At 71.8% G+C, this 22866-nt stretch carries 18 protein-coding genes, 1 pseudogene and 1 riboswitch; of the genes and pseudogenes, 7 read left to right on the forward strand and 12 right to left on the reverse strand.

Annotation, left to right across the window (positions count from 1 at the left end; all coding sequences use genetic code 11):
* Positions 1 to 11 precede the first annotated feature (11 nt).
* Genes C3V38_RS06880 through C3V38_RS06890 form a run of 3 tightly spaced genes read right to left on the reverse strand, consistent with a single transcriptional unit; the run spans position 12 to position 771 of the window.
* Positions 12 to 257 carry a type II toxin-antitoxin system Phd/YefM family antitoxin gene (locus C3V38_RS06880; protein ID WP_106385376.1) on the reverse strand — a complete coding sequence of 82 codons (246 nt, stop codon included), beginning with the start codon at positions 255 to 257 and terminating at the stop codon, positions 12 to 14.
* Positions 239 to 538: a hypothetical protein gene (locus tag C3V38_RS06885; RefSeq protein ID WP_061228607.1), complete on the reverse strand. Its 300-nt coding sequence runs from the start codon at positions 536 to 538 to the stop codon at positions 239 to 241. The genes C3V38_RS06880 and C3V38_RS06885 overlap by 19 nt, the downstream gene beginning before the upstream one ends.
* A complete protein-coding gene (locus C3V38_RS06890) occupies positions 535 to 771 on the reverse strand; it encodes a hypothetical protein (protein ID WP_217354162.1) in 237 nt (78 codons plus the stop codon). Before C3V38_RS06890 ends, C3V38_RS06885 begins: the two co-directional genes overlap by 4 nt.
* A gap of 119 nt (positions 772 to 890) precedes the next feature.
* Positions 891 to 1000, forward strand: a riboswitch (TPP riboswitch).
* On the opposite strand from C3V38_RS06890, the gene thiC reads away from it, so the two are divergent.
* Entirely contained in the window at positions 999 to 2729 is a 1731-nt protein-coding gene (gene thiC / locus C3V38_RS06895; protein WP_106385377.1) for a phosphomethylpyrimidine synthase ThiC, read from the forward strand. It overlaps the preceding riboswitch by 2 nt.
* A 542-nt stretch (positions 2730 to 3271) precedes the next feature.
* Positions 3272 to 3532: pseudogene (locus tag C3V38_RS06900) on the forward strand (SDR family NAD(P)-dependent oxidoreductase); the annotation flags it as partial.
* A 33-nt stretch (positions 3533 to 3565) separates the two neighbouring features.
* On the opposite strand, the gene C3V38_RS06905 reads toward C3V38_RS06900, so the two are convergent.
* From C3V38_RS06905 to C3V38_RS06915, 3 genes are all read right to left on the reverse strand, one after another.
* Complete coding sequence (locus tag C3V38_RS06905) at positions 3566 to 4909, reverse strand: IS256 family transposase (protein WP_106386385.1); 1344 nt, start codon at positions 4907 to 4909, stop codon at positions 3566 to 3568.
* A 97-nt stretch (positions 4910 to 5006) separates the two neighbouring features.
* Positions 5007 to 6116 (reverse strand): SMP-30/gluconolactonase/LRE family protein, encoded by a 1110-nt coding sequence (locus C3V38_RS06910; RefSeq protein ID WP_254426100.1) that lies wholly within the window; start codon positions 6114 to 6116, stop codon positions 5007 to 5009.
* Positions 6117 to 6118: 2 nt separating this feature from the next.
* On the reverse strand, positions 6119 to 7846 hold the full coding sequence (locus C3V38_RS06915; RefSeq protein WP_254426101.1) for an AMP-binding protein: 1728 nt from the start codon (positions 7844 to 7846) through the stop codon (positions 6119 to 6121).
* A gap of 185 nt (positions 7847 to 8031) precedes the next feature.
* Here C3V38_RS06915 and C3V38_RS06920 point away from each other — a divergent pair, with 185 nt between their 5' ends.
* Complete coding sequence (locus C3V38_RS06920) at positions 8032 to 8922, forward strand: tyrosine-protein phosphatase (protein ID WP_106385379.1); 891 nt, start codon at positions 8032 to 8034, stop codon at positions 8920 to 8922.
* A 3-nt stretch (positions 8923 to 8925) separates the two neighbouring features.
* Here the strand turns inward: C3V38_RS06920 and C3V38_RS06925 are convergent, their stop codons facing one another.
* Positions 8926 to 9360 (reverse strand): hypothetical protein, encoded by a 435-nt coding sequence (locus C3V38_RS06925; protein WP_232303156.1) that lies wholly within the window; start codon positions 9358 to 9360, stop codon positions 8926 to 8928.
* Positions 9361 to 9614: 254 nt separating this feature from the next.
* On the opposite strand from C3V38_RS06925, the gene C3V38_RS06930 reads away from it, so the two are divergent.
* Positions 9615 to 10844, forward strand: coding sequence for a DNA gyrase subunit A (locus tag C3V38_RS06930; RefSeq protein ID WP_106385380.1), 1230 nt, complete (start codon positions 9615 to 9617; stop codon positions 10842 to 10844).
* 60 nt (positions 10845 to 10904) lie between these two features.
* On the opposite strand, the gene C3V38_RS06935 is transcribed toward C3V38_RS06930, so the two are convergent.
* From C3V38_RS06935 to C3V38_RS06955, 5 genes are read right to left on the reverse strand one after another with little or no spacing between them, the layout of a single operon-like run.
* On the reverse strand, positions 10905 to 14327 hold the full coding sequence (locus C3V38_RS06935; RefSeq protein ID WP_106385381.1) for an exodeoxyribonuclease V subunit beta: 3423 nt from the start codon (positions 14325 to 14327) through the stop codon (positions 10905 to 10907).
* Complete coding sequence (locus C3V38_RS06940) at positions 14324 to 17266, reverse strand: PD-(D/E)XK nuclease family protein (protein WP_254426102.1); 2943 nt, start codon at positions 17264 to 17266, stop codon at positions 14324 to 14326. Before C3V38_RS06940 ends, C3V38_RS06935 begins: the two co-directional genes overlap by 4 nt.
* Before the next feature lie 35 nt (positions 17267 to 17301).
* Positions 17302 to 17895 carry a TetR/AcrR family transcriptional regulator gene (locus C3V38_RS06945; RefSeq protein ID WP_106385383.1) on the reverse strand — a complete coding sequence of 198 codons (594 nt, stop codon included), beginning with the start codon at positions 17893 to 17895 and terminating at the stop codon, positions 17302 to 17304.
* A complete protein-coding gene (locus C3V38_RS06950; protein WP_106385384.1) occupies positions 17895 to 18722 on the reverse strand; it encodes a Fic family protein in 828 nt (275 codons plus the stop codon). Before C3V38_RS06950 ends, C3V38_RS06945 begins: the two co-directional genes overlap by 1 nt.
* Positions 18719 to 19621 carry a putative nucleotidyltransferase substrate binding domain-containing protein gene (locus tag C3V38_RS06955; protein WP_129591171.1) on the reverse strand — a complete coding sequence of 301 codons (903 nt, stop codon included), beginning with the start codon at positions 19619 to 19621 and terminating at the stop codon, positions 18719 to 18721. The genes C3V38_RS06950 and C3V38_RS06955 overlap by 4 nt, the downstream gene beginning before the upstream one ends.
* Positions 19622 to 19785: 164 nt before the next feature.
* On the opposite strand from C3V38_RS06955, the gene C3V38_RS06960 reads away from it, so the two are divergent.
* From C3V38_RS06960 to C3V38_RS06970, 3 genes are read left to right on the forward strand one after another with little or no spacing between them, the layout of a single operon-like run.
* Positions 19786 to 21324, forward strand: coding sequence for an amino acid permease (locus C3V38_RS06960; RefSeq protein ID WP_106385386.1), 1539 nt, complete (start codon positions 19786 to 19788; stop codon positions 21322 to 21324).
* Positions 21325 to 21331: 7 nt separating this feature from the next.
* Positions 21332 to 22192 (forward strand): urea amidolyase associated protein UAAP1, encoded by an 861-nt coding sequence (locus C3V38_RS06965; RefSeq protein ID WP_106385387.1) that lies wholly within the window; start codon positions 21332 to 21334, stop codon positions 22190 to 22192.
* Between the two features lie 11 nt (positions 22193 to 22203).
* Complete coding sequence (locus C3V38_RS06970; RefSeq protein WP_106385388.1) at positions 22204 to 22848, forward strand: urea amidolyase associated protein UAAP2; 645 nt, start codon at positions 22204 to 22206, stop codon at positions 22846 to 22848.
* The last annotated feature ends 18 nt before the right edge of the window (positions 22849 to 22866 follow it).

Below are 22866 nucleotides of genomic sequence, written 5' to 3' on the forward strand. Positions count from 1 at the left end.
GGGGCGCTGGTCTACAGGCCCAGTTCCGCCATGAGGTCTTCGTGGGAGATGCTGTCGTCCTCGCGGCGAGCGGCAGCCGCGGCTTTCACGTCGGCCTGATCTTCCAGGGCCTGTAGGGCGCGGTCGAAGAACTCCGGCGAGACGACAACGGCGCGACGACGGCTGCCCCGGCTGAGGATCTCTACCGGCGCCCGCTGCGCGGCATCGAGTAACTCGCTCTGATGAGCGCGGAAGTAGCTCAGCGTCGTGGTGACCATGCCAGCAATAGTACATCTTGTACAACTAGTGGCCCGGTTGCCTGCATGATCTCGAGTGGGGTGGTGAGCTCCCTCGTCGTCGCCCCCGGACGGTCCGACGGCACCTCCAACACCACGGTGCGCGTGGTCGATTGGGTGACGGACGCGGTGTCGCCCTCGATCGCGATGCCGTTGGACACGCCGACCTGCGCGCGGCGCGACCACTCGTCGTCGATCTCGCGGGCCGCGGTGACCCGCGTCAGCCGGCCCGTCTGGCCGGTGACGATTACGTGTGCGGTCACATCCAGTTGACGCCGTCGTGTTCGTGTTCGCGCACTCGGTACTCGATCATTCTGGTGAGGAGTGGGCGAGGCGGTGGGGTGCCGTATGGCAGGGCGACGGTGCTTTTGCCGGTGCGGTACCGGGTGAGCTCGGCTTCGAAAGCAGCTTTGGTGGATGGGGTGAAGGCCATGCTGGCATGGGCCTTGCGACCGCTGAACATGAACAAGATGACGCCGTACTCGGTTATGAACATCACAGCCGGGCGGACCTCCGTTTCTACTCCGCAGGAACCGGCGGTGCAGATGCCCCCGGTCAGCGCCTTCTCTCCGCTCGGCCGGGGTGGTGGCGGTTGTCGTGGGCTGTTAACGTCGGGTCTGTCCACACGGGAGCCCTAATGCAGGGGCTGAGATCGGGCTGAAGCAGCCTGCGACCGTCGAACCTGCCCGGGTAATGCCGGCGAAGGAAGTAGGAGCACCTCACATGAGTGCATCGAAATCGCGCGCACTGACGTATGTCCACGACACCGAACATGATCTCCGAGTGCCGGTCACCGAGATCGCCCTGGGGGATTCCCCGGGCGGGGCGCCGAACGCCCCGGTGCGGGTCTACCGCACAGCCGGCCCGGGCAGTGACCCGGTGGTCGGGCTCCCGCCGCTGCGGGCCGCGTGGATCCGGGGCCGCGAGGACGTCGAGGAGTACGAGGGTCGGGAGCGGAATCTGCTCGACGACGGCCGCTCGGCGATCCGGCGGGGTGAGGCCTCCCAGGAGTGGAAAGGCGCGACTCCGGTGCTTCTCCGGGGCAGAGTGGGCCGGACGGTCACGCAGATGCACTACGCCCGCGCGGGGATCATCACCGAGGAGATGCGCTTCGTGGCCTTGCGCGAGGACTGCGACGTCGAGCTGGTGAGGTCCGAACTGGCGGCAGGGCGGGCGATCATCCCGGCCAACGTCAACCACCCCGAAGCCGAGCCGATGATCATCGGCAGGGCCTTCCTGGTGAAGATCAACGCCAACATCGGCAACTCAGCCGTCACCAGCTCGATCGCCGAGGAGGTGGACAAGATGCAATGGGCCACCAAGTGGGGAGCTGACACGGTGATGGATCTATCCACTGGCGATGACATTCACACCACCCGCGAGTGGATCATCCGCAACTCGCCGGTGCCGATCGGCACCGTGCCGATCTACCAGGCTCTAGAAAAGGTCAACGGGCAGGCCAACGAGCTGACCTGGGAGATTTTTCGAGACACCGTGATCGAGCAGTGCGAACAGGGTGTGGACTACATGACGATTCACGCCGGAGTATTGCTGCGCTACGTGCCGCTCACAGCCGATAGGGTCACCGGAATCGTCTCCCGGGGCGGGTCGATCATGGCCGGTTGGTGTCTAGCCCACCACCAGGAGAACTTCCTCTACACCCACTTCGACGAGCTCTGCGAGATCTTCGCCCGCTACGACGTCGCCTTCTCCCTAGGCGACGGGCTACGCCCGGGGTCGATCGCCGACGCCAACGACGCCGCCCAGTTCGCCGAACTCGACACCCTGGCCGAGCTCACCGCCCGGGCCTGGGAGTACGACGTGCAGGTCATGGTCGAGGGCCCCGGGCACATCCCGCTGCATCTGGTGCGGGAGAACGTCGAGCGACAGCAGGAACTGTGCCACGGAGCCCCGTTCTACACCCTGGGCCCGCTGGTCACCGACATCGCGCCGGGCTATGACCACATCACCTCCGCGATCGGGGCCACGGAGATCGCTCGCTATGGCACGGCCATGCTGTGCTACGTCACCCCCAAGGAGCATCTCGGGCTGCCGAACAAAGAGGACGTAAAGACCGGGGTCATCACCTACAAGATCGCCGCTCACGCCGCGGACCTGGCCAAGAACCACCCCGGAGCGGCCGAGCGAGATCATGCGCTGTCGAAGGCGCGGTTCGAGTTCCGGTGGCGAGACCAGTTCGCATTGTCTTTGGACCCCGACACCGCCGAGGCGTTCCACGACGAGACGCTGCCGGCCGAACCGGCCAAGACCGCACACTTCTGCTCAATGTGCGGGCCGAAGTTCTGCTCCATGCGCATCTCACAAGACATCCGCAACCAGTTCGGTGGCGCCGAAGAGCAAGAAGCAATCGCCGGGATGCAGCAGAAGTCCGCCCAGTTCCGGGCCGCCGGATCCACTGTCTACCTGGACGCCCCCACAGTCCCCACGAACTAAGGGCCCCTGCACCGGGGCGCGGCCCGCGGTGGACCGAGGGAACCCCCCTGGCTGCCTTCCCTGACGGGTCGGCGGACAGGGGGCCGTGACCCTGGATCGTGGACACGCTGATTCCAGCACGGTACTGGGGGAAGCGGGAATCCATGACATAGCACGGAAGAACTACACGGACGAGGTTCGTCGGCGGGCGGTGGACTTGTACGAATCGCCGCCTGGCGCCACGCGCGAGGGCATCGCGGCTCACCTCGGGGTCTCCCGCGGTTTGCGTCGAAGGGATGGGTGGACAAGCGCGGCTCCGGGACGACCACCGCTGGAAGGCCGACGGCGTCGATACCGGGTCGGCCCGAGCCGCAGGCGCCATCTGGCGGGGCAATGTGAGTCGGCGATATGTCTCAGGAGAATCTCAGGCCAGGCAGCATCGCCGATGCCGCCAGCCGGTCCCGCTCTGCGGGAGATGTGGATCACATTCGTTTCCGTGCGCCCTACGTTCGATGCACCAATTGCACAGGTACGCAGCGGCTGGAATCGATACAAGGAGAGCAATGGGATCACTAGATGGGCGCGTCGTCTTTGTCACCGGAGCCGCGCGCGGTCAAGGCCGAAGCCATGCTGTCACGCTCGCCGCAGAGGGCGCTGACGTCATCGCGATCGACCTCTGCTCGCAGATCGACACCGTCGAGTACGACATGTCGACGCCCGACGATCTCGAGACCACCGTCCGAGAGGTCGAGGCGCTCGGGCGGCGGATCCATGCCGTACACGCGGACGTCCGCGATCCGGAAGCAGTGGTCTCGGCCCTCGAGGGAGCCTGTCAAGATTTCTGTGTATGCGGGTGGTCAGAGGTAGGGGTTGATGCGGTCTGGATAGGCTGCCGCCAGCTGGGCGAGGGCTTGCTTCCAGTTGGTGGTCACCTGGCCTTCGACGAGGCGGCCTGAGGCCCTCCGTTGTCCGGCGGGTTTACCCTTCTCGGCGGCGCGGTCGCGGGCTCGGCGGTCTTCGATGTTGCAGATCGCCAGCCATAGCAGCTTGACGGCCGATTCGGTGCTCGGGAAGTGGCCGCGGTTCTTGGTGACCTTGCGCAGCTGGAAGTTCAGCGACTCGATCGAGTTGGTGGTGTAGATGACCCGCCGGAGCATTGGCGGGAACTGCAGGAACGGTGTGAATCGCTCCCACGCCGCGGTCCAGGTCGCCACGGTCTGCGGGTACTTGGCGCCCCAGGCCGAGGCCTCGAACTCGGCCAGCGCCGCCAGGGCGGTCTCCTCGTTCGGGGCGGTGTAGATCTTCTTCAGCTCGGCGGCGACCTTCTTGCGATCGCTGTAGGACACGAACCGCATCGAGGCCCGGATCAGGTGCACTACGCAGGTCTGGACCATCGAGTCGGGCCAGGTCGCCTCGATCGCCTCCGGCAACCCTTGCAGGCCGTCGCAGCACACGATGAGTACGTCCCGGACGCCGCGGTTGGCCAGGTCAGCGCACACGTGGGCCCAGAAGGAGGCGCCCTCGGTGTCTTGGACCCAGATTCCCAGCACGTGCTTGACGCCCTCGAGGTCGACGCCGACGGCGATGTAGGCCGAGCGGCCCACCACGCGGTGGTCTTGGCGGACCTTGATGCGGATCGCGTCGAGGTAGATGACCGGGTAGAACTCCTCCAGCGGCCGGTTCTGCCACTCGAGGACGGCGTCGGCCACGGCGTCGGTGATCGCCGAGATCGTGCCCGCCGACAGCTCCACGCCGATCGTCGTGGCCAGGTGGTGTTCGATTTCGCGGACGGACATGCCGCCGGCGTAGAGGCTGATGATCATGTCGTCGAGCCCGTCCAGACGGCGCTGGCCCTTGCGGATCAACCGCGGGGTAAACGTGCCGGCCCGATCGCGGGGGACGTCGATGGTGAACGAGCCGACCTCGGACTCGATGGTCTTCGAGGTGGTGCCGTTGCGGGCGTTCGGGCGCTTGGCCGGTGCCGGCTCGCCCTTCTCGTAGCCCAGGTGGCCGGTCAGCTCCGCCTGCAGACCCCGCTCCAGGGTGGTCTTGAGTAACGCCGGCAGCAGCCCGTCCGAGCCGGTGATCTCGACCTCGCCGGAGTCGATCTTGGCGAACAGCTCGTCCAGCGCACCGCTGGCCTGAAGCTGAGCGACGAGCTCGTTACCCGTCGTCGAGGAAGCGCCCTTCTCATCGGTCATCGTCATCTCTTGCTGCGTGTCCTTTCAGCACGGCTTACACAGAAAATTAATCACGCCCTGACGAGACGGCCTCGGGCATGACTCGAGACAGCCGCCGTCAGCCCCCCGCCAGCCGCACGTGCCGAATTGGCCCGTGCAGCGAGGTGACGAGCAGGTTGCGCTCGGTGAACTCCCCGAACCCGTCGGCCACGACTACGGCCGTGGCGCGGGGGATGCCGCTGACCAGGACGCACGCGTCGCCGGTGCCGCGGTCGACCCGGAACACCTCGCCGGTGGTCCACGACGTCACGTAGAGGGCCTGCGGGGTCACGGCCAGATCGTCGAGCCCGCGGGCGATCTCGGGCGGGGTGGTCAGCTCCCTCGTCGTCGTCGCCTCCGGTCGGTCCAACGGCACCTCCAGCACCACGGTGCGCGTGGTCGACTGGGTGACGTACGCGGTGTCGCCCTCGATCGCGATCCCGTTGGACACGCCGACCTGCGCGCGGCGCGACCACTCGTCGTCGACCTCGCCGGCCGCGGTGACCCGCGTCAGCCGGTCCGTCTCCAGGCTGGTCAGGTACCGGTTTCCGTCGGCGTCCACGGCCAGGCCGTTCATGCGGGCGTCCAGGCGCGCCTCGATCCGCGCCTCGGGGCGCTCGGCGGCCGGGTCGAACGTCACCACGTCGGACCGGTCGGCAAGGTACCCGGTACCGGCGGCGACGTGCATGCGCCCGTCGGGGCCGAGCGCGATCCCGCCCGGCGCGCGGACGGCGACCGACGCCACCACGCGGCCGTCGGGATCGTAGGCGTCGACCCGGTTCAGGAACGTCTTGGACACCCACAGGCGGCCGTCGGCATCCAAGGCGAGGTTCTCGGTCCAGCCCACCACCGGCACGGGGGCGTCGCCGAAAGTCGACACGCGCGGCGCGGGGCCGGGGCAGGGCGCGATCGGCGCGCCGACCGAGCCCGGCGTCCCGACCGAGCCCGGCGCGCTGACCAGCCCCGACCCGGCGTCGAGCGCGGCGGCCGAGCCGCCGTGGGGACCGACCGACCCCAGCGCGCCCTCGATCGGCACCGCCGCCGAGCCGACCGACCCGGCCGCGCCCTCGACGGAACCGGGCGGCACCGCCGCGGCAGCAGGCACGAGGGCCGCCGGCGCAAGAACCACGGCGAGCCCGACGGACACCGCGCGCACGGACGCCGCGCGCAGGTTCCGCCGGGCTCCCATCGTCAGACCCCGGCCGGCCGGCGTCCGTGGAGCTGGTACTCGGCGAGCAGCGCCTCGCGGTCGGCGTCGGTGAGGGGCCGGTACACGTCATCCGACTTGTCGGCGCCGCCGCGCAGGTAGACCTCGCCCGGCTCGATCCACGACTCGCGTCGCAGGCTGGGCTTGGAGATCTTGCGTGTGGCGGTGACGGGCATCTCCTTCATGATACGAACGAACCGCGGCGCCCACTTGGTCCCCATGTCGGGCTGGGTGCGGCAGAACTCCGTGAAGGCGTCGGCGTCGAACTCCACGCCGGGCTCCAGCTGGATCGCGGCCATGACCTGGTCGCCGGTGCGCGGGTCGGGCACCGGGTAGACCGCCACGACGAGCACGCCGGGGAAGCGGTCGAGGATCCGCTCGACGGGGCCGGCGGAGAAGTTCTCGCTGTCCACGCGGATCTTGTCGCCGGAGCGGCCGGCGAAGTAGAAGTAGCCGTCGGCGTCCTTGTAGCCCAGGTCGCCGGAGTGGTAGACCTCGCCGATGTTGCGCTCGGCGGTGGCCTCCGGGTTGCGGTAGTAGCCCTCGAACAGCGTGGCGCCGGTGAGGTTGCAGATCTCGCCGATCGCCTCGCCCGCGTTGAGCAGCCCGCCTTCGGCGTCGAACTCGGCGATCGGGCACTCGTTGCCCTCCTCGTCGAGGATCGCGACGTCCATGTAGGCGCCGGCCACGCCGAGCGCGCCGGGCGGAGTGTCCTCGGTGTGGCTGATGACCACGCCGCCCTCGCTCGAACCGTACGACTCGAGGGGGGTCACGCCGAAGCGGCGCTCGAACTCCACGCGGTCGTGGACGGAGGCCTCGGTGCCGAAGACGACCCGCAGGCGCGTCTGCTTCTCCTCGGGCACCTCGGGCTGGGCGAGGATGTAGGACAGGGACCGGCCGACGTAGTTGAAGTACGTCGCGTCGAACTTCAGCACGTCGGGCAGGAAGCCGGAGGCCGAGAACTTGCGGCGCATCGCGAACGTGCAGCCCACGTACGCGGCGGGCGCGAAGGCGGCGAACAGGGCGTTGCCGTGGAACAGGGGCATCGCGCTGTAGGCCACGTCGTCGCGAACGAGGCCGCGGTAGTTGATCGTGCCGAGCATCGCCATGCGGCCGGTCGAGCACATGACGGCCTTGGGTGCGCCCGTGGAGCCCGAGGTGAACAGCAGCGCGAGCAGGGTGTGGGGGTCGCGCGCGTCCTCGGGGTGCAGGCGGGGCTCGGCGCCGGCGTGGTCGGCGAGCAGGCCGCGCCACTGCTCGGAGTCGATGTCGAACGAGGCGACGGCGCCCGTGTCGAGGCCGTCGAGCAGCGCGCTGCCGTCGGCGTCGGTGAGGATCACGTCGCAGTCCACGCCGCGGATGTCGGAGGCGAGCTCGGCGCCGCGGCGGGTGGGGTTGATGCCGATGATCGTGACGCCCGCGAGCGCCGCACCGGACAGCGTGAACAGGTACTCCGGCACGTTCTCCAGGAGGATGCCCACGTGGAGGCGCTTGTAGGGGTCGGGGCGCTCGGCGTAGGAGGCGGAGTACTCGTCGGACCAGCCGCGCAGGATCTCCGCGCGGACGGCGGCCTCGGCCACGAACTCCCGCCAGGTCCACGAGGAGTCCTCGAACAGCAGTCCCGGGTGATCGTCGGTCGACCGCTCCAGCAGGATGTCGCCGAACGTCTCGTGCTGCATGGCGTGGCCGGGATTGAAATCTGTTCTACTCATGAGATCGCACAATAGGCGATGGGAACCCGTTCCACGCCGGGAACGGGCGGCAACATTGACACGTGTCAGCAGCGCTTTTCCGGCCGCCCGGCCTGCCGCCGTCTGGTCACCGTCGCGGAGCCCGATCGGGTAGGAACGAGGCGTGGCGCGCCGCGCGGGCGCGCCGGGATCGCGAGGGGCGTGGGATGGTGGCGGAAACGGGCGGAAACCGCAGCGCGGCACCGGGTGTCGGGGTTGGTGGCGGCATCGGTGCCGGCGGCGGTGTTGGTGTTGACGGCGACGACGACGAGGTCGGCCTCCGCCCCGACGGGCTCGGGGTCGGGGAGATCCGGCTGAGCAGCGTGCACAACTTCCGGGACGTGGCCGGCCCCGGGTACGCCCTCCGGCCGTCCGGCTCGATGACCCGCGGTGTCGTCTTCCGGTCCACCGCGCTGTCCGTGGGCGAGGCGGACCTCGGGATCCTCGAGCGGCTCGGCGTGACCGCGGTGGTCGATCTACGCACCGGCGCGGAGATCGAGAGACAGCCCGACGTCGTCCCCGCCGGCGCCGAGTACGTGCCGATCGACGTGCTGGGCGGACACACGTCCGCGGCGACCCTCACCACGACCGGCCTGGTCGGCGTCGAGGAGGCCCGCCGCGAGATGGCCGAGACCTACGAGCGGTTCGTCCTCGGCGACCACGAGCGGCGGTCGTTCGGCCGCGCGGTGAGCGTCCTGGCCGAGTCGCCCGGCCCGGCGATCGTGCACTGCACGGCCGGCAAGGACCGCACCGGCTGGGTGTCGGCCCTGCTGCAGCTGCTGGTGGGGGTGCGGGAAGAGGACGTCCTCGCCGACTACCTGCTCACCCGCGAGATGTCCGCCGACTTCGTCTCGGCGATCCGCGCCCACGTGCAGTCCGAGATGCCCGAGCAGCTCGAGGCCGTCGAGGTCCTCATCGGCGTGGAGGAGGCCAATCTGCGCCGCTCGCTGGACGCCCTGGCCCGCGAGTTCGGCGACGCCCGGCGGTACCTCGTGGAGGGCGCGGGCGTGGACGCCGAGGTCGTCGACGAGCTGACGGCCCGGCTCCGATCCAGCTGAGTCTCAGGTCAGGATGAGCAGTGCGCCGAGGACGCCGCCGAAGCCGACGGACTGCAGCACCACCGCGACGGTGCGCCCCACCTCGGTCCGGGCGCCGGCGTGGACGCGCGGCCCGGCCAGCGTGACGGCGAAGATCATCACCACGGCGGCGACGCCGGCCAGCGTGTCCGCCAGTCGCTCGGCCACCCCGTAGACGGCCGCGAGGCCCAGGAACCCACCGACGAGCGCGGCGGCGATGGTCGTCAGCGGCGCGGGGAACACCGTGGCATGGCCGCTCCCGCCGGCGCTGTCGCTCCCGCCGGCGCCGACGCTGTCCCCAGCACTCGCGCCGGCCCTGCCGCTCGCGCCGCCGGCGAGCCCGTCGTCCGGGCGAGCGGGCTCCGCTCGGCGCTCATCCGGGAAGGCCTCGCGGTCCCGGATCATCAGGCGTTCGCTCATGTCCTCGACCGTACGCACCGGCGTTCGCACCGGGCTACCGTCCTCGCGCGCGATCGTCGGGCGGCCCCGTCCCCGCTGGTACACGGCGTTTTCCGCACGCGGAGAGGTCCGTCACAGCGGTGTCACTCGCGTCTCTCCGGCCCCTCTGGGCGCGCCCTGTCTCCGACCCACCACCGGCCTATGGCTGGGCGTAGGATGCCCGGGGATCCGAGGGGGCTCGGGTCCGGATCGTGTGACTGCCTGGGGGGTTTGACGTGGGCGCTGCCGGTGCCATCGGTGGGTGGTTCGAGCCATCCGACGAGGTCGGACGGGCGTGGGACGAGGCCGAGGCGATCCTCCGCGCCTGCGATGACCTGAACGCGGTGATGGCCGTCATCCACGACGCCGACTCTCCCGTCGAGGCGCGCCGTGCCCTCAAACGCGACTTCGGCTTCACGGGACGCCAGGCCGCGCTCTTGCTCACGTTGCCGGTGATGTCGTTCACCCGCTCGGAACGCGAGCGGCTGGCCGGCGGACGCCGCGCCCGGCTGGAGCTCCTGGCCGACGTCACCGGGGTGCTGCCCGCGGTCCCCGCGGACGGCGGTGTCCAGGAGTCGGCGCCCGGCGACGGGCAATCCGCCGCCTCGGGCCTCGCCCACGCGGAACCCGCCCATGCAGCACCGCCTCCCGCAGATGTTGACTCCGATTCTCCTGCCCCCGCAGGGCCCGATGACGAGTGGAGCGCCGAATTCGACGGCGCACTCGCCCGGATCAGTGGCGCGATGGCCGCGTCGTGGGGCGACGTGGTCCCCGATCCGGCTCCCACAGACGATCTCGCCGCGCCGCGCGATCCGGCGCCCATCGCCGCCGCCCCGGCGGGGCCCTCCCGCCCGGGGCGCCGGTCAGTGGCCGTCGAGCAGGAGGCGTCGGCGGTCTTGGACGAGCAGATCGGCGAGCTGTGTGACGCGCTCGCCGAGCTCCTCCGGGTGCCCGCTCCGGCGCCGGCGGTGGTGGCGGTGGACGATCCGCGCAGCTCGGAAAGCCCGAGCGGGGTCCTGCTGGACGGGTCCGGCGTGGATGACGAGACCGGCATCCGCACCCTGCTGTGGCATCTGCGGCGCACGGGACTGGACTCGGTGGAGGGCCTGTTGCCGTTCGCGGAGCCCCTGACCACTGAGCGCGGCTTCGACGTGCAGGCGGCCCGGTATGAGGACGCGATGGGTGCGGGCGTCCTCGGGTTCGAGCCGGGAGGCGACGCGATCTGGGCTGGTCGGTTGTGGCCGATCGCCGAGCGGAGCGGGTTCGGCTACGCGGTGTCGTACCGGGGCGGCCCCGTCGCCGGCTCGGTGTGGGCGTACGGCGGTGGGCAACCCCTGCACCGGCTGTGGGATTCCGTCGTCGACCTGCTGGTGGAGCTGTACCAGGCGTTCACGGCGGGATTACCGTGTGACTCCGCGCTGGCGGCGGTCGCCGGCGGACGGGTGGTGTGGAGCAACCTCGGCTGAGGCCCTGCCGCACGGCCGCCCCAGGCGAGGCGCCGCACTTCCACCGAGGCCCCGCACGACTCAGCCGAGGTCGCGCGCCACGACCGTCGGCCGGGTTCCTCGGCAGAAGACCAACTCGATCCGCGAGACGGCCCTGCCGGTGGAGCCACCCAGGAGGTCGGCGTACGCGCACAACTGCAGCAGGTACTCGTCGACGGTGCCGGTGGTGACGGCGACGTCGGTCTTGTAGTCGATGATCGACAGCGATCCGTCGTCCTCCTGCACCACGAGGTCGACGACACCGTCCACCGCCACCCGCGCCCCGTCCGCCGTGGACAGGGCTCCGGCAGCGGGCAACTCGGCCCAGTGCGTCCTGCTCGCCGCTCGCCTGACGGGCTCGGAGGTCAGCGCGGTGCGCGCGACCGAGACCATCTCGGCGACCGCCTCGGGATTGCGGCTGCCCTGCAGGCCACCGCCCAGTCCGAGGGCGACCAGCTGGTCGGCCGCCCACCGATCCCAGTCCGCCATCGCGGAGTCCGGGTCGGCAGCCGGTCCGAGCAGGCGACCGAGATCGGTGTGCTCCGCCAGGTGGTGCACGGCGGTGCCAACGTCGGGCCCGGAGGCGATCGGTGTGTACCTCGGCCTGGGCGGCAGTTCCTCCGGCCGGGCCGGGGCCGGTGCGAACCGCTCCCGCAGCGCGGCGGCCAGCTGCTGGGGGAGGGACGGCTGGCGCTCGACGTCCTCATCTACTGGTGTGGCGTCCACCGCGTCGGGATGCACGATGCGGGTCGCCGACCAGCCCGCACGCTCGGCGGACCGGGCCGCGATCTGGCGGGTGCGCTCGGTCCACCCGGCCTCATCGGGGACGTCGACCTCCGGCGCGGCCGCCGCCTCGAGCAGGTTCTCGCCGTACTCCACCAGCGCGGGCGCGTCAGGCTCCTCGATGACAGATCCCAGCAGAGAAGCCCATACGTCGCTTCTCGGTTTGCCCTTTTGGGTGGCCGCGTATTGACCGGAGACCGCGAGGCGGCTCTCAGCGCGGGTCGTGGCCACATACAGCAGCCGGATGCGTTCCGCGCGAGCATGCAGCTTTTCCAGACCGGCAGCTGAGTCGAAGGCGGGATCGCGGACGGCGGCGGAGAACGAGACGGCCGGCCGTGGAGGATCGTCTTCGGTCCACAGGAGCCGCTCATTACTGTTGGGCCAGCCTCTACTCATTCCGGCCACGATGACCATCGGGTACTCGAGACCCTTGGAGGCGTGAATGGTGGTGATGCGCACCGCGTCGACGCCGATCTCGGGGATCGCAGCCTCGGGCACGCGGGCGTCCTCGGCGGTCAGGGCCATCGCCCAGTCGGCGTACTCCCGCAGGTCGGCGCGGGCCGGATCGGAGGCGGACTCCTCCCACTGCCACGCGTGCTCGATCACGAACCGGATCCGCCGCCACAGGTCGCGCCGCCTGGGGGACTCGGCGACGGACTCGAAGACCATCCGGTCGTGGACGAGCCTCTCGAGGAGTTCGCCCGGCCGCCTGGTGGACCGGCCGAGGGCCGAGAGGTACCGCATGCCCTCGGCGACCGGCGAGGACGCGAGGTCGTCAGGGGCGGGCGCGGTGAGTACCCAGCCGCCGCCACCGGCACGCCAGCGCAACAGGTCGTCGTCCCCGCAACCGAACAGGGGTGAGCGCAGCGCGCCCACGAGTGACGCCTCGTCGGCGGAGTTCGCCACGGCGCGGACGGCCAGCAGGAGATCTCGGATCTCCGGCGTCCCGTAGACGATCGAAGACGCCTCGGTCCGGAAGCAGATCCCGGCGTGATCGAGGCACGTCTCGAGCATGGGCAGCGCTCCGCGAGACGGCAGGAGGATCGCGATGTCACCGAGGCGCAGGGGCGTGTGCTCACCGTTCTTCGACTCGTGAGTCCATCCTTCCCGGATGGCGGTGGCGATCACCCGCGCCACATCTGAAGCCTCGGCCCAGTGACGACGAGTGGTCTCGTTCGCCTCGGGAGGGCAGTGCTCGGGAACCTCCTCTGAGCGGAAGACGAACGGACGGGGTCCGTGCGACGGATCGTGGGGTGGGCGATCGGGCGCCGGTTCGAGAGCGCGGTACTCGGGTTGGATCCCGTCGGCCGCCGTGAGGACTTCGGAGAATACGTCGTTGACCCACTCGAGTACCGGGCGCGAACACCGGAAGTTGGTACTAAGGCGTTCGACATCAGGACCCTGGGTTCCCGTGGCCGATCCGCCCCGGGCGCGTAGATATGTGGTGATGTCGGCGCGACGGAAGCGGTAGATGGACTGCTTGGGATCGCCGACGGTGAACAGGCGCCCGGGCTCCGTCCCCGATCCTCCCGGCCCGGAGGTGAGCAGTTCTGCCAGGTCCAGCTGGATGGGGTCGGTGTCCTGGAACTCGTCGATGAGAATCCGCAGGTAACGTGCCCGAACGCGTGCACGGACTTCGGAATCGCGCAGTAGCTCACGCGCCAGGACCAGCTGGTCGTGGAACTGGAGCGTGCCGTGCCGTCGCCGCTCGTCGGCATGCCTGCGGACGACGGGGATCAACGCGTCGAGGACGAGGGTGATCCGCGGGAGCCAGTGGTCGACGAGGATCTTCTCGCATACTGACGAGAGGTCTCTGATCTCCGCCCTGATGTCCTTGACGACCTCGGCCCCACCCCAGTTCGTGCTTTTGCCGATGTTGCCGGCCTTGAGCGGGCTTCCCAGTAGATCCGTCCAAGACGGCGTCACGGTCGGATCGTCTACAGCATGCTGAAGGTCTGCCAGCCAGCCTTCGTAGGCATCGAGGACCGCGTAGAGCTTGTCCGTCTCGTCCTGACAGGAATCCCTCCAGCCGACGATCGATCCGACTCCGGCAATGACCTCGGCCAGGTCCGGTGACGCGGACAGCTCGGAGGGGCCCGCATAGAGCGGTTCTGTGGGCAGGCGGTCCCAGTCGCGGTGCAGCGCCTCGACCACCCCACGAAATGCCCGCGCACCGACGCCGGCGTCGAGCATGTCGTCGACGGCCCGTGCCAGGTTCCCGGATCGCTCGGCCGTCGGGCCGCTGCCGAACAGGACGGTCGCGCACTCCTGCCACAGCGCCTCGACGGCCGCGGCCTCGGCGGTGTCCTGCTGGGCGGTCACCTTGGGCGGGATCCCGGCCTCGAGCGGGTTCTCGGAGAGCAGGCGCAGCGCGAAGGAGTGCAGTGTCCCGATCGCGGCCGTGTCGAGCCCGGCCAGGGCGTCGTCCGCGCGGGTATCACCCTCCGCGCGCCGCTCCACCAGGTGGACGCGCAGCCGGTCGCGCAGCTCGGCGGCCGCCTTCTCGGTGAACGTGATGGCGGCGATCCGGTCGATCGGCACCGCGTCGTCCAGCAGGAGCGTGCTGAGACGGCGGACGAGGGCGTACGTCTTGCCGGTCCCGGCCCCCGCCTCGACGAACAGGGTGGCGGCGGTGTCCGTTTCGACGCGGTCGCGGGCGGCCTGGTCGGGGAGCTGGCTCATGAGGTCGTCTCCGATTCGGATTCGGTGGTCACCGCGGCGACCAGGCCCGCGAACGCGGGTTGGGACGAGATCGGCTCCTGGCCCGACAGCTTCTCCCATGCGCGGTCCAGCTCGTCGCCGCCGAGCAGGTTCGCCAGATCGCGCGAGGAGCCCCGGCCGCCCTTGAGCGGGAACCACCCGCGCTGGAGGGCGTCGATCAGGTGGCCGACGTCCTCGCGGACGCGGTCCAAGACGTCCTCGGTGATGTCGAGCGAGATCTGCTCGAACTCCCCGCGCTCGGTGCAGTACCAGTACCGGGCCCCGCTCACCGGTGCCCGCCCGGCGGACTGGGCGGCCGCGGCGTAGAGGGGCAGCTGGAAACGGGTGCCGTGGAGGGTGGGATCGTCCACGGTCGGGCGGGCCTCCGCCTCGGGAGGCCTACCGGTCTTGTAATCGGTGACGCGCTGCGTGCCCGCGCGCACGTCGAGTCGGTCGATCGACCCGGCCAGGAGCACGGTCGCCGTGCCGGTCGACGTGGACACCTCGAACGGGATCTCGACGACCGCGCCGTCGCCGTCCGACCGCCCGAACCCGAGTTCCGTCGCGGCCGGCCGCCAGCCGGCGTCGAAGTCGGCGCTGTCCTCGGCGAACCACCGGTCGAGCTCGGCGGCGAGCATCATCTCGCGTCGGCGCCACAGGGAGGCGACCAGGCCGGGAGAGGCGGCGATCGCGGCCTCGCACTCGTGCCGGAGGGCCGCCATGAGCAGGTCCCGGTCCGGCCCGGAGCCGCTCTCGATCCGGGCGGATACGTACCGCTGGAGGATCGCGTGGACCAGATCGCCATAGTCGCGCAGGTCCATCTCGATGTCCGCCGCCGGATCGTCGAGCGTGCGCACCCGCAGGACGGTGGAGAGGAAGAACAGGTAGGGGCTCTGGGCCCAGTCCTCGAGCCGGGTCGGGGAGAGGGGCTGCTCGAGGACGGTGAGCAGGTCGGCGGCCGACGACACGTCGCCCGTGAACCGGGTGAACCGGCCCTGTCGGCGGTCGCGGCGCATCTCGTGGGCGGCCACGAGCAGCGCGGGGGCGTCGGGGCGCGTGCGCCACCCGCCGGCGGCGAGGTCGCGAAGCCGTAGTTCCGTCCGGGTGGCCGGGTCGGTCCCCAGGGCCACGGGCGGGGCCAGGACCCCGTCGACGAACGAGGACACGCCGATCACGGCAGCGCACCCGGCCACGTCCTCCTGCCAGCGGGTGGCGTGGACGGGCGAGCCGACGAGCCGGGAGAGCGTGGGGAGCAGCCAGCGGGACGGGATCCGGTCCCCACCGCCGCGCATCGAACCGCGGGGGAACGAGCACAGCCGGCGTTCCGAGCCGGCGGCCAGCGCGAGCTGGAGGACGCGGTAGCGCTCGTCGAGCACCTCGGCCGACGGGGGCTCGACGGATCCCTCGGGCAGCAGCGGGTCGGGCGCGTGGAGGACGGGCAGCAGCCCCTCGGCCATCCCCACCACGCAGACCGTGTCCAGGTCGCGGCCCACGGCGTCGTCGATCGGCCCGAGGGCCACGCCCGCGCCCTCCTCGCCGACCCGGTCGCCCACCGGGTCGAGACGGGCAGTGACGGCGCCCGCCACGCGGTCCCGGGTGATGGCGGGTGCGATGGCGTCGAGGTCGGCCAGGGCGCCGACCACCGCGAGGACCGCCGCGCGGTCCGGGCCCTGCCGGAAGGCCGCCGTGACCAGGCCGCGCACCGCGTCGGCGACCTCCGTCCAGGTCCGGGCGGCGTCGACCGCGGCCAACCCGGACCGGATGAGGCGGATCAACCGCAGCAGGGCCGACGCGGCCGCGCGGTCCGACTCACCCAGCACCTCCGACTCGCCCGATGCCTCCGGCTCGGTGCGCAGGTGCTCGTCCAGCCGGTCCCAGTCGCCGCCGCCGATCACCGGGAAGCGGGTGCGGGTGAGGCTCTCGACGCGCCGGGACGACACGGCGGCCCCCGAGTCGTCGAGGGGGGTGACCGAGCCCTCGGCGATGATCGACAGCAGCTCCGCCCGCGGCATCATCGACGTGTCCAGGCGCAGCAGGCGCACCAGTGACCGGCCGGCGGGGGAGCGACCCAACGTCGAGTCGGAGGGCCCGTACACGACGATCCCCGCCTCGGCGAACGCCCGGTGGAGCAGGCGCAGGTAGGGGTCCGGGGACGGGTAGTAGACGCCGATCCGGTGGCCGGGGACCCCCTCGGCCAGGCGGGAGCGGACGAAGCGGACCACCGCCCGCACCTCGTCGTCCGAGTCCGACGCGTGCAGGACGTGGGTCCCGGTGACGGCCTCCGCGGACGCGGGCTCCGCCGCGGAGGCGAGATGGTCCGAGCCGGTGCCGGCAACGGGCGTCACGCCGCGTTCGGCGAGCGCGACCCGCAGCCGCCGCTCGGCGTGCGTGCCCCGCAGCGGCGCGGCGAGCACGACCAGGCCCAGGTCGTCCAGCCGTTCCAGCGCGGTGGTCACCGCCTCGAACTGCGTGTAGTAGGCGCCGCCCGTCATCTCGTGCGCCTCGGCGGCGAGGCGGAGCACCTCGGAGTGCAGCGGCGTGACGGCGGCGACCGACCCGGGCTCGACGGTCCCCAGGCGCAGGCACGCACGGGCCACCGCCTGCCCGGTGACGGGCTCGGCGGCCACGGCGGCCAGGCGGCCCGGATCCGCGTCGAGCGCCTTGTCCACGGCGGCGGCCAGGAGCGGGAACGGCACCGCGGCCCGCGGGGCGAGCACCGGGGCGGACAGCTCGTCGACGACCTGGGCGGCGGTCCGGACCGCCACGTTGACGGCGCCTCCGGACAAGGCCAGCGCGCGGACCAGGTCCCGGGCGGCCCCGAACGACGGCACGATCACGGTGATCCGGCCGAGCGGATCGGCCGCCCGGAGGCGGCGGACCTCGGCGACGAGGGCGGGGGGATGAGCCTGGGATCCGGTCACACCGCCATGGTGCACCACGGGTCCGACACGGCCGCTCACCCGAGCCTGACCGCCCGGGCGGCGGCCCGGCCCCACCGCGCCGCGTCGACGGGGACGGACGGGTGGTCCTGGCGGTGCGCGATCACCGCCTCGACCACGCGGAACGGCAGGTCGAGCGCCGGATCGTCGGCGTCGAGGTCGGGGCGGCACAGGGCGACGAGCTCGCGGTAGATCTCCCGGAGCTCCGAGCGCGCGTCCCGGAACTCCGCGAACTCGTCCCCCGCCACCTCGGGCAGCACGTAGAGCATCCCGACGTTCCACCGCGAGGCGAGGAGGCCCTCGACGTCGAGCGTCGCCAGCGTCAGCAGGGTCTCGCGCGGGTCCCCGCCCCCGGCGCGGAGCCGGCGGGCGTGCTCGAGCGCCGGGGCCACCGTCGCGTCGAGCAGCGCGCGGAGGATCGCGGCCTTGGTGGGGAAGTGCGTGTAGAGGGACGCCTGACGGAGTCCGACGGCGTCCGCGATGGCCCGGGTGGAGGTGGCCGTGTACCCGCGGGTGGTGAACAGCTCCGCCGCGGCGTCGAGGATCTCGTCGGCCGGCGTGGCCCCGGGGCGCCGCCGGTCCACGAGGCGGGGTCGGCCGGGCGAGTACATCAGGGCGTCCTCCGGGTCGGGGTCCGGTCCATCGTGGCACCGCTGTCGATCGTCACGCGGAGGAACTCGGACCGGTGCGCCGTGGGATCGACCGAGCGGCGGGGCGGGGTGGGCATGGAGGACACGGCGGCCTGCACCCACATCTCGCGCGAGGTGCGGCCGAAGTCCAGGTCGAGGCCGTGGCAGCGCGCGGCGAGCGTCGCGGCCACGGCGGCCGCGCGGCCGTTGCCCTCGCGGAACGGGTGCACGTGGTTGAACCGCGCGTACCAGTCGGCCAGCGCCAGGGCGGCGACCGTCCGGCGGGGCGCGGCCGCCGGCGCGGAGGCCAGCGCGTCGGCGACGATCCGCGCGGGCCGCTCGAGGGGCGCGACGAGGGCCGGGACGCGGGAGGCGGGCGCGAACACCGATCCCCGCCGGCTGAGGTCGACGATGCGCGGCCGCCCGGCCCAGGCGTACACGTCCCCGAACAGCGCGGCGTGGACGTCGGACACCGTCTCCGGCGCGGGCCCCGGGGCGCGCAGGAGGCGTGCCCCGGCGGCGACGACGAGCAGGGCCTCCGCCCGCGCGAGAGCCCCGGCCGAGGTGATCCCGAGGGAGTTCTGCAGCATCCGCGTCCCCCGGTAGAGGTACGGGGCGCGACGGGCCAGGACCCGCGGACCGGGTCGCCGGCGGGCCTCCGCGGGTATCGCCTCCAGGACGCGGAGGCGGATCAGCCGACCGGAGACGCCCCGGTCGACGAGTCCGAGCACCTCGTCGTCGTCCCCGGGGCCCCATCCCTCGAGCGCGGATACCGCGAGCATCGCCGCGGTGGCCGGGTGGCGCGTCATCCCGGCTGCCGGAACTGGCCGGTCGACCGCAGGTAGTCGAGGGTGCGCTGCGCGCCGGCGATCTCGCGCGCGGCGGCCCGCAGCCCGGCGCGCTCGGCGGCGGTGAGGCCGGACAGCGGCACCCGGTCGGTCCCGGGGCCGTCGGCGTCGGCGCGGAGCCGGACCTCCCACCGGAGCCGGGCGGCGACGCGGGCGGCCTCGCGCAGGGCCTCCCACCGGTCGGCGGGGAGGACGTCGGGATCGGCGGCGAGGTCGAGACGCGCGTCGGTGGCGGTGGCGGTGACCCCCGCACGCAGGGCGGCCCACCGCGCGAGCTTGACGACCGGGGTGAGGACGCTCGCCTTCAGGTCCACCACGGGGTCGGCGCGGGTCGGCACCCTGAGTCGGGACGGTACCGAGGCCCGGGTCGCCAGGGCGTCCGCGAGGACGTCGGCGAGCACCGTGGGGTGCGCGCGCACGGCGCCGACGGCCAGCCGGGGGAGGAACTCCGGGTCGTCGTGGCCGTCGGTCAGGGGGCGGGCGTCGGCGAGCAGGCCCAGGTGGACCACCCCCAGGTCGCGGGCGGGGTCGGCGGCCCAGCCGTCGGCGGCGGCGGACCACCCGGCGGCCGTGCGGACCAGGCGGGGGTCGGCGGCCGACGCCGCGGAAGTCTCGGCGAACCACGGCGCGCCCGACAGGTCTGTGGCGGCCACGGCGCGGCGTACCGCGCGGGTGTCGGGGTCGACGACGACGGCGAGGGATTCCAGATCGCTCCCGGGGACGGCCTCTGAGCGACCCACCGATCCGGTCACCCACACCGCGGTCGCCACGGCCGGATCGAGCCGGGCGGCCAGCTCGCGCCGCAACCCGTCGGACCACGCGCGTGGGCGGTCGGCCTTTGGTGGGCGGGCGGCTGTCATGAGCACATTCGACCACGTCAGCGCCCCTGCGGGCGGGGTCGGGGGCGGCGTGAGGGCCTGTTAATGGGAACGAAACATCGCGCAACCCGGGTGTCATGCGCGGCGAGAAAACTATCGCCTGACAGGAATCAGCGCCGACCCCGCCCCGAGAGGAGATCCGCCACATGAGCGATCCGACCGGACTCACCGCCCCGGCTCCGCAGCACCGGGGTGACCACGACGACCTCGCGGACTTCGGCTACGAACAGCAGCTCCACCGCAGTCTCGGGACGTTCGCGTCGTTCGCGGCCGGGTTCTCGTTCGTCTCCATCCTCACCACCATCTTCCAGCTGTTCGGCCTGGGGTTCGGCTTCGGCGGCCCGGCGTTCTTCTGGACGTGGCCGATCGTGTTCGCCGGTCAGTTCCTGGTGGCCCTGTGCTTTGCCGAGCTCGCCGCGCGGTACCCGCTCTCGGGCGCGATCTACCAGTGGTCGCGCCGGATGGGCGGCGAGATCGTGGGCTGGTTCGGCGGCTGGTTCATGATCCTCGCCCAGATCGTCACTGCGTCCGCCGCGGCGATCGCCCTGCAGGTCGTGCTGCCGAGCATCTGGTCCGGCTTCCAGATCATCGGTGACGACCCCGCCCTCACCTCGCCCTCGGGGGCCGCCAACGCCGTGCTGCTGGGGTCGTCGCTGCTGGTGATCACCACGGTGATCAACCTCGTCGGCGTCAGATGGATGTCCTACGTCAACAACATCGGCGTGACGTGCGAGATCGTCGGCGTCGCCGCCGTCGTCCTGGCCCTGTTCACCCACGCCGTCCGCGGGCCGCAGGTCGTCTTCGACACCGCGGGCCTGGCGGAGCAGCCCGGGTACATCTGGTCGTGGATCATCTCCGGGCTCATGGCGGCCTACGTCATGGTGGGTTTCGGCTCGGCCGGCGAACTCGCGGAGGAGACCGTCAACCCGCGCCGTATCGCGCCCCGGACCATCCGCATGGCGCTCACCGCCTCGGCGATCGGCGGCGGGCTCATGATCCTCGGCGCCCTGATGGCCGCCCCCAGTCTCACCGACGGTCGCCTGGCCACCGAGGGGCTGCCGTACGTGCTCAACTCGGTGCTCGGGAACTTCTGGGGCAAGGTCCTGCTGGCCGACGTCGTGGTGGCGATCCTCATCTGCACCCTCGCCATCCAGACCGCGTCGTCCCGGCTCATGTTCTCCATGGCCCGCGACGGCAGGCTGCCGTTCTCGCCGACCCTCTCGCGTGTCCATCCGCGCACCGGGGCCCCGGTCGTGCCGTCCGTGCTGATCGGCCTGGCCTGCATGGCCATCCTGCTGGTCAACGTGGGCAACTCCGCGATCTTCGCCACCCTGTCCTCGGTCTGCATCATCCTCATCTACCTCGCCTACCTCTGCGTGACGGCGCCGCTGCTGCTGCGCCGCCTGCAGGGCTGGCCCGCGGGGCCGCAGCCCACCGACGCCGAGGGCCGGCCCGTGTTCTCGCTCGGCCGCTGGGGGGTCCCCGTGAACGTGCTGGCCGTGGCCTACGGGCTGCTCATGACCGTCAACCTCGCTTGGCCGCGCGCCGAGATCTTCGACCCCTCCGGCGAGACGCCCTGGCTGCGCTGGGCCGGAGTGGCGACCGTCGTGGCCGTCGTCGCCGTCGGCGTCCTGTGCTTCCCCCGCGGCAAGACCCACCCCAACCCCGTCCGGATCGGAGAGTGAACTCCTCATGACCACCACCACCGCCACCACCGCCGCCGCCCGCGAGCACGCCCGCGCCCAGGCCGGCGAGATCACCGACTCGATGCCCGTCGTCCCCGCGACCGACTGGCCGCGCCCCCCGGCGGACGTGCCGGCGGACCGCCTCACCTGGGCGGAGTCGATCCCGGGAGGCCGCTACACCGCGGTCGTCCTCGCGCGCGGGACCCGGATCCGCCTCACCGACAGGGACGGCACGGCGTGCGCCCCGCTCATGATGTGGCGGGCGGACGCGCCCTGGGAGCGGCTCAACACCGCCGACACCGTCAAGGTGCCGTGGCAGGCCTACCTCGGGACCGGCCATCCGCTCCTGTCCGACCAGGGCCGGGTGCTCGCGACGATCGTCGCGGACGGCTCCGGCCGGCACGACGCGCTGTGCGGGACCTCGACCCTCGCCGGGAACACCGCCCGCTACGGGGCCGGCTCACCGGAGTCCGACTCGCCGGCCGGTCGCGAACTCCTGCTGCTGGCCGGGCTCAAGCACGGTCTCGCCGAGCGCGACCTGCCCCATCCGGTGTCGTTCTTCCACGGCGTACGGGTCGACGGCGACGGCACGCTCGTCTCCACCGGGAACGCCGGCCCGGGCGCGGCGGTCGACCTCGTCGTCCACCTGCCGGTCGTGGTGGCCGTCGCGGCGGCCGACCACCCGCTCGACCCGTCACCGGACTACCACGCCGGGACGGTGGAGCTCCTGGCCTGGAGCGCCCCGGAGGACCTCGACGCCCTCCTCGCCGACACCTTCCCCGGCGTCGAGCAGGACCAGGAGTACCGGCGCGCCCTGGCCAACTCCGAGGCCGCCCACCGCGCCGCCACTCTCGCCCCGACCTCCTGAGGAGAACCGCCATGACACAGATAGCGACCGCCGATCGGATCGTGCCCGCCGACGCGACCGTGATCTCGGACGAGACCGTGCCCGCCCGGGCGGCCTGGTCCCGCGTCCTGCGCGCGGGCCAGACGCTGACCATCGTCGACCTCGAGGGCAACCAGGCCGTCGACACCCTCTTCTACGACGCGCACGACACCACCCGCCGCTACAGCGCACCGGCGACCGTCGCAGCCCAGGGCTCGATCTTCCTCACCACCGGCAGCGTCCTGCGCGACGACGACGGCGAGCCGCTGGTGACGATCACCGCCGACGAGGTGGGCAACCACGACACCCTCGGCGGTGCCTGCTCGCAGGAATCCAACACCCTGCGCTACGGCCACCACACCCGCCACCAGCACGCCTGCGTGGAGAACTTCCTGCGCGAGGGCGCCCGGCACGGGCTCGGCAAGCGGGACCTGGTCCCCAACGTCAACTTCTTCATGAACGTGCCGGTCGACGCCGACGGGACGCTCGGGATCGTCGACGGCCGGTCCGCGCCCGGCAAGAGCCTGGCGCTGCGCGCCGACCGCGACGTGATCGTGCTGGTCTCCAACTGCCCGCAGATCAACAACCCGTGCAACGGCTTCGACCCGACGCCCGTCCGGATGATCGTCACCGCTTGATCCGCCACCCGTCACCAC

Source organism: Dietzia sp. oral taxon 368 (assembly GCF_002999155.1).
GTDB lineage: Bacteria > Actinomycetota > Actinomycetes > Mycobacteriales > Mycobacteriaceae > Dietzia > Dietzia cinnamea.